Origin of the sequence: Desulfurobacterium atlanticum, assembly GCF_900188395.1 — a bacterium.
Lineage (GTDB): Bacteria > Aquificota > Aquificia > Desulfurobacteriales > Desulfurobacteriaceae > Desulfurobacterium_A > Desulfurobacterium_A atlanticum.
Map to the genome: position 1 here is coordinate 126,131 of NZ_FZOB01000002.1, position 15,119 is coordinate 141,249.

Annotated in this window: 14 protein-coding genes and 1 pseudogene; 11 read left to right on the forward strand and 4 right to left on the reverse strand. The window is 36.8% G+C overall.

Features of this window, described 5'->3' with window-relative positions:
• Nucleotides 1-8 precede the first annotated feature (8 nt).
• The 9 genes from trkA (at nucleotide 9) to dxr (ending at nucleotide 7,972) form a co-directional block, all read left to right on the forward strand.
• On the forward strand, nucleotides 9-1,301 hold the full coding sequence (trkA, locus tag CHB58_RS02200; RefSeq protein ID WP_089322475.1) for a Trk system potassium transporter TrkA: 1,293 nt from the start codon (nucleotides 9-11) through the stop codon (nucleotides 1,299-1,301).
• A 2-nt stretch (nucleotides 1,302-1,303) separates the two neighbouring features.
• Nucleotides 1,304-2,761, forward strand: a complete 1,458-nt coding sequence (locus tag CHB58_RS02205; RefSeq protein WP_245807313.1) for a TrkH family potassium uptake protein — start codon at nucleotides 1,304-1,306, stop codon at nucleotides 2,759-2,761.
• Nucleotides 2,762-2,835: 74 nt separating this feature from the next.
• Nucleotides 2,836-3,090 carry a hypothetical protein gene (locus CHB58_RS02210; RefSeq protein ID WP_089322476.1) on the forward strand — a complete coding sequence of 85 codons (255 nt, stop codon included), beginning with the start codon at nucleotides 2,836-2,838 and terminating at the stop codon, nucleotides 3,088-3,090.
• A complete protein-coding gene (gene hslV, locus CHB58_RS02215) occupies nucleotides 3,087-3,626 on the forward strand; it encodes an ATP-dependent protease subunit HslV (RefSeq protein ID WP_089322477.1) in 540 nt (179 codons plus the stop codon). The genes CHB58_RS02210 and hslV overlap by 4 nt, the downstream gene beginning before the upstream one ends.
• A 12-nt stretch (nucleotides 3,627-3,638) precedes the next feature.
• Nucleotides 3,639-4,304 (forward strand): histidinol phosphate phosphatase domain-containing protein, encoded by a 666-nt coding sequence (locus tag CHB58_RS02220; protein WP_089322552.1) that lies wholly within the window; start codon nucleotides 3,639-3,641, stop codon nucleotides 4,302-4,304.
• Nucleotides 4,285-4,965, forward strand: a complete 681-nt coding sequence (locus CHB58_RS02225; RefSeq protein ID WP_089322478.1) for a tetratricopeptide repeat protein — start codon at nucleotides 4,285-4,287, stop codon at nucleotides 4,963-4,965. Before CHB58_RS02220 ends, CHB58_RS02225 begins: the two co-directional genes overlap by 20 nt.
• Entirely contained in the window at nucleotides 4,962-5,618 is a 657-nt protein-coding gene (upp, locus tag CHB58_RS02230) for a uracil phosphoribosyltransferase (RefSeq protein ID WP_089322479.1), read from the forward strand. Before CHB58_RS02225 ends, upp begins: the two co-directional genes overlap by 4 nt.
• Complete coding sequence (hisS, locus tag CHB58_RS02235) at nucleotides 5,608-6,840, forward strand: histidine--tRNA ligase (protein WP_089322553.1); 1,233 nt, start codon at nucleotides 5,608-5,610, stop codon at nucleotides 6,838-6,840. The genes upp and hisS overlap by 11 nt, the downstream gene beginning before the upstream one ends.
• A 10-nt stretch (nucleotides 6,841-6,850) precedes the next feature.
• The gene (gene dxr, locus CHB58_RS02240) at nucleotides 6,851-7,972 is read left to right on the forward strand and encodes a 1-deoxy-D-xylulose-5-phosphate reductoisomerase (protein WP_089322480.1); all 1,122 of its coding nucleotides are present in this window, start codon (nucleotides 6,851-6,853) and stop codon (nucleotides 7,970-7,972) included.
• Between the two features lie 30 nt (nucleotides 7,973-8,002).
• Here the strand turns inward: dxr and CHB58_RS02245 are convergent, their stop codons facing one another.
• Together CHB58_RS02245 and CHB58_RS02250 are read right to left on the reverse strand one after the other, a co-directional pair.
• The gene (locus CHB58_RS02245; RefSeq protein ID WP_219350057.1) at nucleotides 8,003-9,613 is read right to left on the reverse strand and encodes a sodium/solute symporter; all 1,611 of its coding nucleotides are present in this window, start codon (nucleotides 9,611-9,613) and stop codon (nucleotides 8,003-8,005) included.
• Nucleotides 9,610-10,347 (reverse strand): universal stress protein, encoded by a 738-nt coding sequence (locus tag CHB58_RS02250; protein WP_089322481.1) that lies wholly within the window; start codon nucleotides 10,345-10,347, stop codon nucleotides 9,610-9,612. Before CHB58_RS02250 ends, CHB58_RS02245 begins: the two co-directional genes overlap by 4 nt.
• Before the next feature lie 117 nt (nucleotides 10,348-10,464).
• Here CHB58_RS02250 and CHB58_RS02255 point away from each other — a divergent pair.
• Nucleotides 10,465-11,445, forward strand: a pseudogene (locus CHB58_RS02255) (IS5 family transposase).
• A 50-nt stretch (nucleotides 11,446-11,495) separates the two neighbouring features.
• Nucleotides 11,496-13,427 carry a nuclease-related domain-containing DEAD/DEAH box helicase gene (locus CHB58_RS02260; RefSeq protein WP_180706399.1) on the forward strand — a complete coding sequence of 644 codons (1,932 nt, stop codon included), beginning with the start codon at nucleotides 11,496-11,498 and terminating at the stop codon, nucleotides 13,425-13,427.
• Between the two features lie 171 nt (nucleotides 13,428-13,598).
• Here the strand turns inward: CHB58_RS02260 and CHB58_RS02265 are convergent, their stop codons facing one another.
• Both CHB58_RS02265 and CHB58_RS02270 read right to left on the reverse strand, forming a co-directional pair.
• Nucleotides 13,599-13,937, reverse strand: coding sequence for a hypothetical protein (locus CHB58_RS02265; protein ID WP_219350058.1), 339 nt, complete (start codon nucleotides 13,935-13,937; stop codon nucleotides 13,599-13,601).
• A 71-nt stretch (nucleotides 13,938-14,008) separates the two neighbouring features.
• On the reverse strand, nucleotides 14,009-15,067 hold the full coding sequence (locus CHB58_RS02270; RefSeq protein ID WP_089322484.1) for a type II toxin-antitoxin system RnlA family toxin: 1,059 nt from the start codon (nucleotides 15,065-15,067) through the stop codon (nucleotides 14,009-14,011).
• Nucleotides 15,068-15,119: the final 52 nt, after the last annotated feature.

Here is a 15,119-nt window from a genome sequence, read left to right on the forward strand (position 1 = left end):
GGTGGCAGATGAAAAAAGTTTGTATTATAGGAGCCGGCGTTGTAGGAAGTTCCCTTGCGAGGAAACTAACCCATTCGGGATATGAAGTAGCTGTAATAGATTACAACAGCCCTAAAATAGAAGACCTTACCTCTACTCTTGATATTATGGGGATTGACTGTGATGCTACAGAGGTAAAATGCCTTGACAAGGTTAAAGATTTTGAACTTTTCATAGTTGTTACAGACAGTGATGAAAGGAATATTGCAATTGCCGCCATACTGAAAGCGTTCTTCAAAAAAGAGAAAATTATCATAAGAGTTAGTAAAAACGCTTTCGCCGCTCCACCTATCAAAGAGCTTTTAGGAGTTGAACCTGTAAATATTCTAACAGAGGTTATAACAAAAATCATAGACACGATACGTTTCCCATTTGCAATGTCTGTTGTAAGGTTTGAAAAGGGAAAGCTTATTCTCCTTAGCTATAAAGTATCTTCTGAAGATATTTTTGCAGGTAAACAGATAAAAGAACTTCAGGCGTTAAGACAGCTTATCCCTTTTACCATTGCTGCTCTTGAAAGAGACGGAGAAGTAATGGTGCCAAAAGGAGATACGATTGTTTACCCCGGAGATGTTATCTTCTTCGTCATAAAAGAGGAAGATGTAAAAATGTTTCAGGAGCACCTTCTAAGAAACGCTGAACCTGTTAAACTTCTCTTTATTCTCGGGTATTCAAAGTTCACAAATGAGCTTTTAAGAAGAATCGTTGACCTTGAGGGGCTTAAAATAAAACTTGTAGAAAAGGATCTACAAAAATGTGAAGAGATAGCTGGAGAGTTCCCGGAAATAGATGTTCTTCACGGAGAGGTAACAGATGTTGACCTTCTTAAATCGGAAGGTATAGACAAAGCCGGACTTGTTGTTGCAATTACAGAAGATGAAGAGGACAATGTTCTATCCTGTATTCTTGCAAAGAAATTAGGAGCCAAAAGAGCTGCCGCTTTGATAGCCCATACAGAGTATGAAAACATAATTGAATCTATCGGAATAGACACTCCCATTGTACCCAGAAAACTTCTTGCAAGCAGGGTTTATACCACTTTAAGCAGTAAAAGTCTCCTTGATGTGTTTGAATTAAGGGATAACCTTGAAATCGTGGAAATAGAGGTCCCTAAAGAGTGGGACGGCAAAAAAATAAGAGAGATTAAATGTAAAGAATGTCCTCTTGTTCTTGCGTTAAAAAGAGGTACAAGCATCCATGTTGTTGGCGGTGATGATACCGTCCAGGAAGGTGATATTCTCATCTGTATAAGGGAGAAATAGATATGAAGGTGAGAAGCATAGATATAGTTCTCGTTTTTAAAGTGGTTGTCTCTATTCTCTTTTTCATGTCCATCTCTCTTTTAATCCCCGCCACTTACTCCTTTTTCACAAAAGATGGGCAGGTGATGGACTTTATATATCCATTTCTCCTTGTAGCATCTCTCTACCTTATAGCGTATCAAATAGAGGTTAAAGATGACCTTACTTTAAAAGAAGCTATTTTATCTATATGCCTTATATGGCTTATATTCCCTGCAATTTCAGCGTTCGCATACTGGATTAACGGCGCAATTCCGGATTTTATAGAAGCTTACTTTGAATCAGTTTCTGGATTTACAACAACAGGAGCTTCAATTCTTACAAACGTTGAAGGGCTACCTAAAAGTCTGCTCTTATGGCGTTCAACCACAAACTGGGTCGGGGGTCTTGGATTTGTTGTCTTTGCCATCGCCCTTCTTCCTGCTCTTGGAACAGGCGGAATGCAGATGATGAAGTTTGAAGCATCAAAAGCGGTGGAAGAGAAATTTAAACCGAAGGTCAAAGAGGTCGCCAGGATAATCTTTATTATATACAACGGCCTTATTTTAGCTGAAATTCTGCTTCTTGTTGTAGGCGGAATGCCCCTTTTTGATGCTGTCAATCATGCATTCTGCACAATTGCCACAGGTGGGTTCTCTGTGAAAAACAACAGTATAGGTTCGTATAACAACGTTTTTATAGAGATGGTAGTGGCACTTTTCATGATTTTCGGTTCTGTTAACTTTCTCAACTGGTACCACATGTATAAAAGCAGAAACTGGAAAGTGTTTTTTAAGTCCGAAGAAAACAGGCTTTACTTTATAATTCTTGGAATTGCAATATTCCTTTGCACATTTATATTAACTGTTGATGGAGTTTACAATCCATTTCAAGCTTTAAGATACAGTATCTTTCAAGTTATAAACTCTGCATCAACTACAGGATTTTCTTCAACAGATTATACTTACTGGCCTTCTTTTGTCCTTGCAATACTCATAATCCTTGAGTTTCTTGGTGGTGTATCAGGTTCTACCGCCGGTGGTTTGAAGCAGTTCCGCCTTGTGGCTCTTGGAAAATCTATCTACGGAGAGATGAAGAAAACCGCACATCCAAAACTTGTTTACAGGATAAAGCTTGAAGGGAAAACCCTTGATTTTTCAGCATTAAACGCAATATGGGCTTTTGGTGCCGCATACACCTTTATAGTTGTAATAGTTGGAATCCTTTTATGTCTCACCGGCACAGACCTTGTAACTGCATTTTCATCTTCCATAGCATGTGCAAGCTGTTCAGGACCGGGACTTCTTAAAACAGGACCGGCTGGAAATTACCATTTCTTCGCAGACTGGCAGAAATTCTTACTTTCAATAGAGATGCTGCTTGGAAGACTTGAGATTTTTGCCCTTTTTGCCATATTTATGCCATCTTTCTGGAGAGATTGATAATTATTTTCAATTGACATTTTAAAAATTACAGCTTACTTTTTCAGTAAAAAGCTGTGAAGGAGGCAGAAGCTATGTGGGAAAAATTACTGATAGTAATAGTCATAACACTCATAATTAATATACCCTTCGGATGGTTGAGGCACAAAACGGAAAAATTCTCAAAAAAATGGTTCCTCTATATCCATCTACCGATACCGTTTATAGTTCTATGCAGGATTTTAATGGGAATAAGCATTAAGTTTGCACCTGCTTTGATTGCAACAGCTGTCGCAGGACAGTTTACAGGAAGTTCTATAAGAAGAAAAATGGAAGGAGAAACTGTATGAATCAAACTTTTCATGCAACAACAATATGTGCCGTACTTAAAGATGGTAAAGTTGCCATGGCAGGTGATGGTCAGGTAACTCTCGGAAACACCATATTTAAGAATGGAGCAAGGAAAGTAAGAAAAATATACAACGGGAGTGTCCTTGTTGGATTTGCCGGTTCTGTTGCCGATGCATTCTCTCTTCTTGAAAGGTTTGAGTCAAAACTGCAATCTTTTGGTGGAAATCTCTTAAAATCAGCTGTGGAACTTGCAAAAGACTGGAGAACTGACAGGGTTTTAAGAAGACTTGAAGCGATGCTACTTGTTGCAGATAAAACAAAAATACTCCTTATTTCAGGAAACGGAGATGTTATAGAACCGGATATTCCTGTAATGGCAATAGGTTCGGGAGGTGCATTTGCACAGGCTGCTGCAACTGCACTTTACAAAAACACCAGCCTATCTGCAAGAGAAATTGTTGAAGAAGCTTTGAAAATAGCAGGAGGAATTTGTATTTACACAAATACAAATATCGTCGTAGAAGAGTTGATTTAAATGGAGCTTAAAATGATAGACCTTCACACCCATACAGTTTTCAGCGACGGAGAACTTATACCAAGTGAACTGGTAAGAAGGGCAGAATCTTTAGGATATAAAGCTATCGGCATTACAGACCACGCGGATTTTTCAAACTATCAGTTTATCATTGAAAACCTTTTAAAAACAGCAGACCTCCTCACAAGAAACACAAACGTTATAGTTATTCCCGGAGTTGAAATAACCCATGTTCCACCAAGAAAAATTCCCTATCTGATAGAAAGATGTAGGGAAGAGGGAGCAAGACTCATAGTTGTTCACGGAGAAACGGTTGTAGAACCAGTAGCGAAAGGAACAAACATTGCAGCAATTGAAGGTGGAGTTGACATCCTTGCCCATCCTGGACTTATAGAACCTGAAACTCTTGAAAAAGCTGCAAAAGCAGGCATCTTTATTGAGATTACAGCAAGAAAAGGGCATAATATAACCAACGGCTATGTTGTAAGAGAGGGTAGAAAAGCCGGTGTTAAATTTGTTATAAACACAGATGCCCACTCTCCAGGTGACCTTTTACCTGTTGAATTTGCAAAAGTTGTGGGAATAGGAGCAGGATTAACGGAAGAGGAAGTGGGAGAAGCTTTTAAAAACTCTCTTGAAATAGTGAGGAGGAGTCTGGGTGAAAAAGCCGCCTTATAAAGCGTATAGAAAAAAGGAAAAAAAGAAAGAGGAGCCGCCGGTACACATTCCAGAAGCGATAGATACTCCTGAAGCGGAGATGATGGTTAGCGATTTCTACAAAATTATCGGTTTTTTAGAAAAGCATCTGCAAAAAATAGTTGTTGGTATTCTTTTAATAGCCACCATAGGCGGAGGAATCTTTGGCTATAAGCTATACAAAGAAAACCTTGAAATTAAAGCCGCCACGATTTTTGACAGGGGAATGTTTGCTATAGAAAACGGAAAAGAAAAAGAAGCTGAAAAATACTTTAAAGAAGTAGCTGAAAAATATCCAGATACACCTTCTGGAAAAGCGGGAACTTTCCTTTACGGAAAACTGACAAAAAATCTTTTTTTCCTTGAAAAAGCCGGAAAAAGTGAAAGCTTTACAATAAGCCCTGCGGGGAAACTTGATACGGGAGTGGTTCTTTTTGAAGAAAATAAAACAGATGCAGCCATAGGAAAATTCACCTCTTTATCAAGAGACAAAGACTGGACTCATCCTGCAGGCCTTTACTACACGGCAATTGTCTACCTGACAGACAAAAAGATTGGAAAAGCAAAAGAGATATACGAAATATTGAAAGGAGATTACCAGAACAGCTTCTACACCGCCATGCTCGGAGAGCTGCTTAAATGATAGTTTATGAAATAAAAAACAATTTTTGCCAGTTGCTCCTTGCAAAGCTAAGGGATAAGAAAAGATGTGTAGAGGAATTCAGGAAAGCATCTTTTAAGCTATCTCAAGTTTTAATATCAGAAGCCCTTTCATTACTTCCGTATGAAAAGAAAAAAATAGATACACCAGTAGAAAACAAAGTTGAAACTTTAACTTTTAATAGAGATATTGTGTTTCTTCCTATCTTAAGAGCAGGACTTTCAATGCTTCCCGCCGCAATAGATATGTATGAGAAGGGAAGAGTCGGTTTCATAGGAATAAAACGAAATGAGGAAACTTTAAAACCTGAACTTTACTATTTGAAAATCCCGGTTGTAAAAGATGGTTTTTATATTATTCTTGACCCGATGCTTGCAACAGGTGGAACAGCAACACTTACAGTTAAAAAACTTATAGATACGGGCATAAAACCTGAAAATGTGATTTTTGTTTCCCTGATTTCAGCACCTGAAGGAATTGAAAAACTGTCCCACTTTAAAAAGATAAAAATAGTTACAGCATCTATTGACAGAGAACTTAACAGTAAAGGCTACATACTTCCAGGACTCGGAGATGCAGGAGATAGATTCTGTTTTACAGAAGATGTGGAGGTAATTGAAAGCTATGGAGATTAGAACTATCAGGGGTGTTGAAGACATAATACCTCCAGAGAGTGAAAAATTTGAAAAGATAGTTGAAACATTCAAGAGTGTTGTTAGACTTTACGGGTTTAAAAAAGTGATACTGCCAACTTTTGAAGATGTAACACTTTTTACCAGAAGTGTCGGTGAAACAACAGATATTGTTCAAAAAGAGATGTATATTTTTGAAGATAGAGGCGGACGAAAAATAGCTTTAAGGCCCGAAGGAACAGCTTCTGCTGTAAGAGCCTATATACAACACGGAGTTCACGCTAAAGAACCTTTTACAAAGTGGTTTTACATAGGTCCTATGTTCAGATATGAAAGGCCTCAGGCAGGCAGAAACAGGCAGTTTTATCAGGCCGGATGCGAAATTTTCGGCATAGCTAACCCCGGAATAGACGCCGAACTTATAAAAATGGCAGAAACAATCCTTAAAAAACTAAACATCAAATACACACTTGAGATAAACAGTATCGGCTGTGAAAAGTGCCGTCCCGATTACAAAAAGAAACTGATTGAATATCTATCATCAAAAAGAGAATCCCTCTGTGAAGACTGTAAAAACAGACTTGAAAGAAACCCTTTAAGGGTTCTTGACTGTAAAAACGAAAATTGCAAAAAAGTTGCTGAAAACGCTCCTTTTATCACCGATTATTTATGTAATGAGTGTAAAACTCATTTTGAAAAAGTAAGGGAAATTTTAGAATCCTTAAATGTAAACTTCTCCGTCAATCCTTTTATGGTTCGCGGGCTTGATTATTACACAAAAACGGTGTTTGAATTTAAGTCAAAGGAGCTTGGCGCCCAAAGCACTGTTTTAGCAGGTGGGAGATACGACAATCTTATAAAGGAACTTGGCGGACCTAAAACACCAGCTCTTGGATTTGCAATGGGAATAGAAAGAGTAATGCTTTTGTTGAAAAACAATGAGAAAAATAGAAGCGGGGTTTTCATAGCCACATTCGGTGAGAAAGCTTATACTGAAGGACTTAAGATAGCCGAAATCTTAAGAGAAAAAGGAATATACACAGAGATAGACCACAGACAGGGAAGCTTTAAATCCCAGTTTAAAACAGCTAACAGATTAAACATGAGATATGTAATTATTATAGGTGATGAAGAAGTTGAAAACGGATTTTACTCATTTAAATGCCTTGAAACCGGAAAGCAGGAAAAAATTGAATCTCTCGCAGAACTTATAGCCAGAATATAGCGGAGTCAAAATGAAAAAAGTTCTGATACTGGGGTCAACCGGCTCTATCGGAGAAAGCACTTTAAACATTATCAGACAATTTCCCGAAAAATTCAAAGTTACAGGACTTGTTGCAGGAAAAAACAGTAGAAAACTTAAAGAACAGATAGATGAGTTCAAACCTGAAGCGGTAGCCACTCTTGATACCTCTTTTAAACCGGTGGTAAAAACCTACTACCAGGAAGAAGGAATCCTTCAGCTTATAAAAGAAATAGAATTTGATATAGTAGTAGCTGCAATTTCAGGAGCAGCAGGAATAGTTCCAACGTATGAAGCGGCAAAAAAAGCCAAAAGAGTTGCTCTTGCAAATAAAGAATCCCTTGTGTGTGCCGGAATGTTCATTAAAAAGGTAGCAAAAGAGATAATTCCTGTTGATAGTGAACACTCTGCAGTATTTCAAGCCCTTCTTGCAGGAAAAAAAGAGGAAGTTAAAGAGATAATTCTTACAGCCTCAGGAGGTCCTTTTAGAGGAAAAAAGAAAGAAGACCTGCAAAACATCACCCCCGAAAATGCATTAAACCATCCAAACTGGAATATGGGAAGTAAAGTTACTATAGATTCCGCAACTCTTATGAACAAAGGGCTTGAAGTTATAGAAGCGATGTGGCTCTTTGATATACCTGTTAAAAAAATAAAAGTAGTGATCCATCCACAAAGTATTGTTCACTCCATGGTAAGATTCAAAGATAATTCTTTCATAGCTCAAATGGGAAAACCTGATATGAGAATTCCTATTGCATACGCCTTATCCTACCCTGAAAGATTAAATCTTAATGAAGAGCTTTCAATGGATTACACCCAGATAAATCTTACATTTGAAAAACCGGACACAGAAACGTTTAAATGCCTTAACCTTGCTTATAAAAGCATAGAAAAAGGATATCCCTATCCAATAATATTAAATGCAGCAGACGAAATTGCAGTTGATTCATTTTTAAAAAGAGAAATTCCGTTCCTTTCAATACCTGAAATAGTAGAAAAAACCATGGAAATACTGAATCTTCAGCCGCCAGAAACGATTGAAGATGTTATAAGAATAGACAAAATAGCAAGAGAAACAGCAAAAAAACTGGTGGAAAACCACGCTAATTAATAAAGAAGGGGGCTTTCCCCCTTCTTCCAATTATTTTCTCTGGTGAGCCTTCGCCATAAACTCCTCAACCTTACCAACATCTTTTGTCATAAGACTCACAACGATAAACACAAGAAACGCAACAGGTACACTGTAAAGGGCAGGATTAACAAGAACCGGAATACCAAACAGCGTTTTAAGTTTAAAGAACCTTGCAAATGTGAACAGAAGAGAAACAAGAAGCCCTGCAGCCATACCAATAACAACTCCCTGCTTTGTAAGCCTCTTCCACCACACAGTAAGAACAATGGCGGGAGCAAACGTACTTGCAGCTATGCCAAAACTCATACCAACAAGCATTCCAACGTTCTGATTTTTAAGCCATATCGCAAGAAGAATTGATATGGCAGAAAGAACAAGAACCGCTTTCTTTGCAAAATTAACTCTTTCCTCATCACTACTATCAGGCTTAAATATGGAAGCGTAAAGGTCGTGAGCAATACTTGTTGTAGCCGTAATAAGAAGACCTGTACAGGTACTTAACATTGCAGCAAGAGCACCGGCTGCAATAAGACCAAGGAAAAGCTCACCACCTATCCTCTGACCAAGCATCGGAACAGCCATGTTCGTTGCGATACCGCGCTTTCCAGAAGCCACAAGGTCAACAAGTTCAGGATAGAGAATATACATAATTGCAAGACCGACAAAAAGAACAGCCGTATAAAAGATAGCAAGTCCCCAGATAGTAAATTCAATACTCTTTTGAGCTGCTTTAGCACTTCTAACAGTATAAAACCTTATAAGAATGTGAGGCAATCCAAGAACACCAACAAAAAGTCCAAGAACAAGACTTAAATGGTTTGCAAAGTCTCTAAGTCCTACACCGGGAGTTAAAGCTCCAGGAGCCCCCGGCATTGCACTTCTTACAGCCTCAACAGCTGCTTTTGCATCCGGTGCATTTTTAACAATATCAGCAGCCTCTTTAGCAGCTATAACAGTCGGCACAACTTTCTTGCCGGTTGTAATTATGCTAAAAATATTTCCGTTGTAATAGATAACAGCAGCAGAGATAAGAAGAAGAAGCATTGCACCAAGAAGAACAATACCCTGAATAGCCTGATTGAAAGTTGTACCTTTCATCCCCCCTATAATAACAAGAAGAGTAATAAGAACACCAGAAACTATAACTGTCAAAGTGTAATCCCATCCAAGTAAAAGTTTAAAAAGATGTCCTGCACCTACAATCTGAGGGACGAGATAGAGAGAAGAGAGAACAAGAGTTGTAATCATCGCAATCGTTCTTATATCTTTACCCTTTCCAAATCTTTCACTTATCACATCTCCAACTGTAAACTTTCCAGCATTCTTCAAAGGTCCGGCTACAAGAAACAGAACCGCCATCCATGTTGCAAAAAAACCAAGAGCAAGCCACCAGCCATCAATTCCTACAATTGCAATCGCACCTGCAACACCAAGGAAACTTGCAGCACTACAGTAATCTCCAAACATGGCAAGTCCGTTGATTTTCCACGGAATCTCTCCACCTGCAACGAAAAAGGAAGAAGTGGTTCTTGTCTGCTTTCTAAAATAAAAACTTATATAGATAGAAATAAAAACACTTACAGCCACAATTATAAAGGCTACCGGATAGGTCAAACTCATGCTCCTTCACCTCCAACTCTGTTTATATAAATTCTGGTAAGAACAATACCGGCAACAACAAGAAATAAACCGCACCATACAGCAAAAGGAAGACCTAAAATCTCATACGCAGCTATATCTTTAAACGGTTTTGAAGCTATAGTAGCAGCAAAAAAATAGACAACAGAAAGAATAAGAAAAAGCGTTCCGCTGAACTTGAAATTTTCCTTTATCACCTGAGGGTCATAAACAGGCTTTTCCTCCTCAACAATCTCTTCAGGCTTTTCCTCCACCTCTTTTGCAAGCTTAACAAGGTCTGAAATATTCATCCATCCCTTTTTAATTACCATAACAGGGCATTTTGCATTTTCCATAACACTTTGAGAAACACTGCCAAGATAAAGTTTCTCAAAACCACTTTTGCGGGAATCTCCAAGAATTATAAGATCAACTCCTTCTTCCTCCGCAGTTTCAAGGATGATACCTGCCACAGGCTCACCTACCTTTTTGATAACTTTAATCTCAATACCTGCCATTTTTCCGTACTCTTTAGCAACATCAAGAGGGCGGGAGGTAACAAGCTCATCAATATGAGCTTCCATCATCTTTTCCGCAGGAAGCAACGGAACATCTTCTTCAACTTGCAGAGCCACAACTTCTGCTCCGTAAGTTTTGGCAATTTCCACCGCCTTTTTAAAGGCTCCAAGAGATGCAGGATAGCCATCAAGTGCCACAAGAATTTTCCTAAAACCCATCTCTCCTCCTTTATAATAAAGATATTCTACTGAAAGTTGGATAAGAAATTTATTATCATGACAATTGTAAAATTAATGTAAAAATTTTTCAAGTATGTCAAAGAGGGTGTTTAAAAATTGCCAAAATCAACAAAAAAGCCTATCCTCTCCGGTATGAAAGCGAAAAGACTAAATTTCCACAAAGTACTCAACCTATCAAAAACATACATGAACCGGAGAGGACAGGCTGTACTGGTATATTTATATCCTTTTAGAACCAAAAGAGGAAGACCCAAAAAATACCCTGACGAGATAATTCTTACCCTTCTTTTCCTCCAAGTAGCCTGGAACCTATCATTCAGAGGCCTTGAATATTTGGCAGTTCAGATATTTGGAAGAGAGAATATTCCTGATTTTTCAACCTATTATTACCGACTCAAGCAACTACCTTCCATTCTCCTTATAGATTTTCTGAACTTTATCTCTCGAAGACTCTTAGGGAAGTATCATAAAGAACTAAGATTTCTGATAATAGATGGAACTGGTTTCAAATACAATGAGATTTATCCATTGAAAATTCTAAGAGGCAAAGAGATAAAGGAGCTAAAAAGCCACGTTAAAGTTGTTGTATTAAGTGTTCACCTAAAAGATGGAAAAAGGTTCATTCTTACTGTATCACCTGGAAAGAGTTACTCTTCGGAAGTGAAACTTGGAGAGAGAATAGTTAGGTGGTTAAACGAAAGGGGATTTATATGGAGAGCTTTGAAAGGAAAGCCATTTTTAGGAGACAAAGCTTATGACAGCATTAAGTTTATTGAACTTGTTCTGTTAGCAGGCTTAAAACCTTACATAAAGATGAAAGAAACATTAAGAAAGGGTATTAAATCTGAGATCAGGCTTAAATGCAAAGAGCTTTTAGAATCTGATGAAATTTACAGGTTTAGAGGACTGATAGAGAGTATTTTTTGAGAAGTTAAGCAGGATGTTGGTAGTTACGAGAGAACAAAGAGCTTTCATATAGCTCAACTGTTTGTCTTAGCTAAGTTTATCCTCTTTAATATGGGAGTTTTGTTTTTTGTCTGGATGATTTTTCAAACACTCTCTGGAGTTGTTTGCTAATCAAGCTATTAAGTGTATAATTCTAAATCATGGATTTTCTTTTTCTATTTTTGAAAAAAGTTGGGGAGAAAATGCCAAGAGGAGCTGAATATAGAATCTCAAAAGGAGAAAAGGGAGAGTATAAAGTAGCTGAAGCTATTAGAAGGCACTTATTTCTAAGAGAGAAAGAGGAAAATTTTATATTACTTGTTCGTACTGCTATTGGTGATATAAGTAGTTCGAGAGAAATAGATGTACTTCTAATTCATCCTGTTCTTGGTATTTACGTAGTAGAGGTAAAAGATTGGAAAAGCTTAGATCATTTTGAGAAAGATAATCCGTACCCAAGTGTTAGAAAAAAAAGAGATTTAATTATGGCTATGATTGAAGATGAACTTGGAAGAGTTCCTATAAATGTAGAGTTCAGAATTGTATTTCCCTCTACAACCTCTCAGGAAGCAGAAGCGCTCTTTAAAAGTAAGAAATTTTATCGAAACTATAGGAATCACATTTTCTTTAAAGATGAAATAGAAAACCCTAAAGCATTTAGTATGTTTTTTAACTCTACTGTGGGATATGTGCCAAAGTATGAAGATTTTTTGAAAATTTCTGAACTCTTAGCTCCTCCAAAAGAATATAGTGAGAAGAATATAGTAACTATTATCGGGAAGGAACAAATATTTTTCTTCGACCACAAACAGCTGTCGGCATTAAATGGATATACAGGTGACTTCTTGATTGTAAGAGGTGTAGCTGGAACAGGTAAAACAGCACTACTTATAAATTTCGTTCTAAATCGTTATAAGGCGAATCCAAGGAAAAAGTTTCTTGTACTTTGTTTCAATGCAAAGCTCAGAGATTATCTAAAGGAAGAAATTTCCGCTTCTATAGGAAAACTTCCCAAAAATATCTACATCTATTCTCTTATGGGACTATTAAAACGAATAGAGTTTGATTTTTCAAAATTAGGGGTTAAAAGAGGAAGGATAGATGAAAAATTGAACTCTTTGTATAACCAGGAAAAGAAAGCCATAGAAGAGTTCAGGAAAAAGTTTAGAAGGTTTTTACTTAAAAATCGTATAGATTACTTCCTATGCGATGAGACACAGGATATGCCTCCTGGTTTAATGAGAGTAATTTACGAGGAAATTAAAAACTGTATCTTCTTTGTTGATGAAGCTCAGTGTTTTTATGAATTCTCTATGCAGAGCATAGAGGAAATTTTTAGTGACAAATATGGAAAAAGGATAGAGATAACTACGGAAAAGGAGAGAAATCTTAGGAACGTTTATCGGACGCCATCTAATATATGTGAATGTGCTTTGAAAATTCTCTCAAGGGATAGCTCGATTAATGAATATTACAAGAATATACATTACCTTTCCAGAGATCTCTTATCAGATTTGAACCTCCTTTTAGAAGAAGGAGATTTAGTAGTTGACGATCTTCGTGACTTAGAGAAGATTGGAAACATAGTAAGCAAGTTACCAAGAAATGAAAAAGTCTTAATCTTAAGCTATGAATCAAATAGAGTAAAAGAGATAAGTGATTTCATTTCTTCAAAGTTCCCTAATGATCCTAATATAGAAGTTGCTACGTTACAGTCAATAAAAGGGTTGGAAGCTCCTTATGTGATTATAGATAGTTTCGGTAAATTTTTGTTGGGCAGATATGTAGATCAGGATCCTCTTTTTTACAGGAAAATCTATGTACTTTTGACAAGAGCTTCTAAAACTGTATGGCTGTCAATAGATAACTCTGATGAATTATTAAAATACAAAGAACTTAAGGAAGTATTTAACATCTTACAGGAATATGCTTTAAGAGAATCTAAGAAGCAAGAGCAAACGTCAAAAAAAGAGGGAGAACGAAGAAAGAGGATTCCTAAGCTTAAACCTAATTTCTTGGTTCTTAAGGAAGTTCTTGAAGGAGCTGATGCAGCAATTAATGTTGCAACTGCCATGTTACGATTGTTATCATCTGCGATGGGAATAGCAGGTTAATGTTAATGCTATTCCTGGCTTACACAAAATATCGTACACTACCAATATTGGGAGGATGATTCCAAAAGAAATATAGACAACCACACTGAGGACATTGAGAGAAGAGAGATTGTGGGAAAAGAGTTTAATTACAGAAAAACTTATAAGAAGCTTTTGAAAGGAAAAAAGAAATTAAAAAGATAAAACAGTTTCAAATTTTTTCTTCTCAGAAGGAAGTAGGAATTCCCAAAGAGTTTCTTTATGTTCTTCGTAAACCTTCTTCATAACTTCAAGTATGTGTTCAGGAATCTCCTCTATAGAAAATTCCTCATAGACGAACCAATCTATATTTCCATTTTCTTTGTTGTAAGAAAACTTGAAAAGCGTCTTTTCTCTATTTCCAACAATTGGCAGTAGATCGATAAAAATATCGACTTTTGAGAGTCTAATATTGGCTGCTTGTTTTTTGACCTCTTTTTCTACTACGTCTAAATAGTCAAAAATATGAGCAGTCCCAAAAGGAACTATCAAGATAAAGTCTTCCTGAGAACTTATATAAAACCCGTACCTCTTATTATCAGGATACCTTGTCTTCCGAATCCTCATAGCAATCCTGTGCCATTCAGTTTTCTTAACAAACCACAGATTCCGTCTAATATGTTCTGAGCATCCTCACGGCTCAACTCTGGCGATGCCATAAATTGGGCATGCTGAAATTTATGACGATTGTCAACTATAAAATTATAAGCCTCTTCTACTATAGGGATTTGATATGACTCAAAAACTGATTGGTAATCTGTTTTGAGAAAATACCTGTTGTTTCTTTTATTGAAATGTACAAACTCTTTTCTTTTATCCTCAAATCTAAACAATCTCCTTCTTACGAAAATCCTCTTTAAAACTCCTTCACTTAGCTTTAATATACCTGAAACTGCCGGATAAAAATCCGGCAAGTCTTTATGTAATGCCAACATATAGACCGAAGTTTTTATCCATTTCTTTTCTGCTTGATCTAACTTATCGTAAGCGGAAGTAATTTTTTCTCTTACTTTGGACTCTAAAATAGAATCTGGAAATTCTTCTATGGTTTTTTCTATTTCGGAAAAGCTTGAGAAAATTAACTTAATAGCTTCTTCCACTGTTTCCGATTTGCAATTTGCATACCATATAGTAATTTCGTCAAAAATTCTATTCTTCTTCCCTTGGACAAATAGTTTACATGTTGATGGATAATAATGCATAGTCAACTTCTGCCCAGAATGCCAAGTAAGAATGAAAAGCGTTTCATTAGTCTTTTTTTCTTTTAAGATTTGCATTCCCAAGTCTTCTAAAGAAAACAACAGTTCATCTAATAATTCAGAAGTTATTCCTTCAAAAGATTTAGCTACGTCTTCTAATTTTCCAGCCAGTTCGACAATTCTATCTGCAATTTGTTTTGACAGTTCCTGATTTTTACCCAACTTATATTGAATAGTCGCCCCGTCTGGTTTAAACCAAATCCTCAAAAGAGCTGGTTTTTGTCCTGGTATAGTAATTTGAAGCTGAATACTACCATCTCCTTGTTGTTTATTTGTTACTTTAATCCCCTTTTGACTCTCAAGCTCCTGTATTATTTCTTTAAGTTTATCTTCAGTTAGATTTATTTTCTTATAGGATCCCATATACTTACCTCCAAAATTTCCTGTTATTTTCTACCTCTCAAACTACTTTCTT

Bases quoted from the DNA above. Each gene is read 5' to 3' on its own strand.
- trkA (WP_089322475.1), top strand. From the start codon at position 9: ATGAAAAAAGTTTGTATTATAGGAGCCGGCGTTGTAGGAAGTTCCCTT.
- CHB58_RS02205 (WP_245807313.1), top strand. From the start codon at position 1,304: ATGAAGGTGAGAAGCATAGATATAGTTCTCGTTTTTAAAGTGGTTGTC.
- CHB58_RS02210 (WP_089322476.1), top strand. From the start codon at position 2,836: ATGTGGGAAAAATTACTGATAGTAATAGTCATAACACTCATAATTAAT.
- hslV (WP_089322477.1), top strand. From the start codon at position 3,087: ATGAATCAAACTTTTCATGCAACAACAATATGTGCCGTACTTAAAGAT.
- CHB58_RS02220 (WP_089322552.1), top strand. From the start codon at position 3,639: ATGATAGACCTTCACACCCATACAGTTTTCAGCGACGGAGAACTTATA.
- upp (WP_089322479.1), top strand. From the start codon at position 4,962: ATGATAGTTTATGAAATAAAAAACAATTTTTGCCAGTTGCTCCTTGCA.
- hisS (WP_089322553.1), top strand. From the start codon at position 5,608: ATGGAGATTAGAACTATCAGGGGTGTTGAAGACATAATACCTCCAGAG.
- dxr (WP_089322480.1), top strand. From the start codon at position 6,851: ATGAAAAAAGTTCTGATACTGGGGTCAACCGGCTCTATCGGAGAAAGC.
- CHB58_RS02245 (WP_219350057.1), bottom strand. From the start codon at position 9,613: ATGAGTTTGACCTATCCGGTAGCCTTTATAATTGTGGCTGTAAGTGTT.
- CHB58_RS02250 (WP_089322481.1), bottom strand. From the start codon at position 10,347: ATGGGTTTTAGGAAAATTCTTGTGGCACTTGATGGCTATCCTGCATCT.
- CHB58_RS02270 (WP_089322484.1), bottom strand. From the start codon at position 15,067: ATGGGATCCTATAAGAAAATAAATCTAACTGAAGATAAACTTAAAGAA.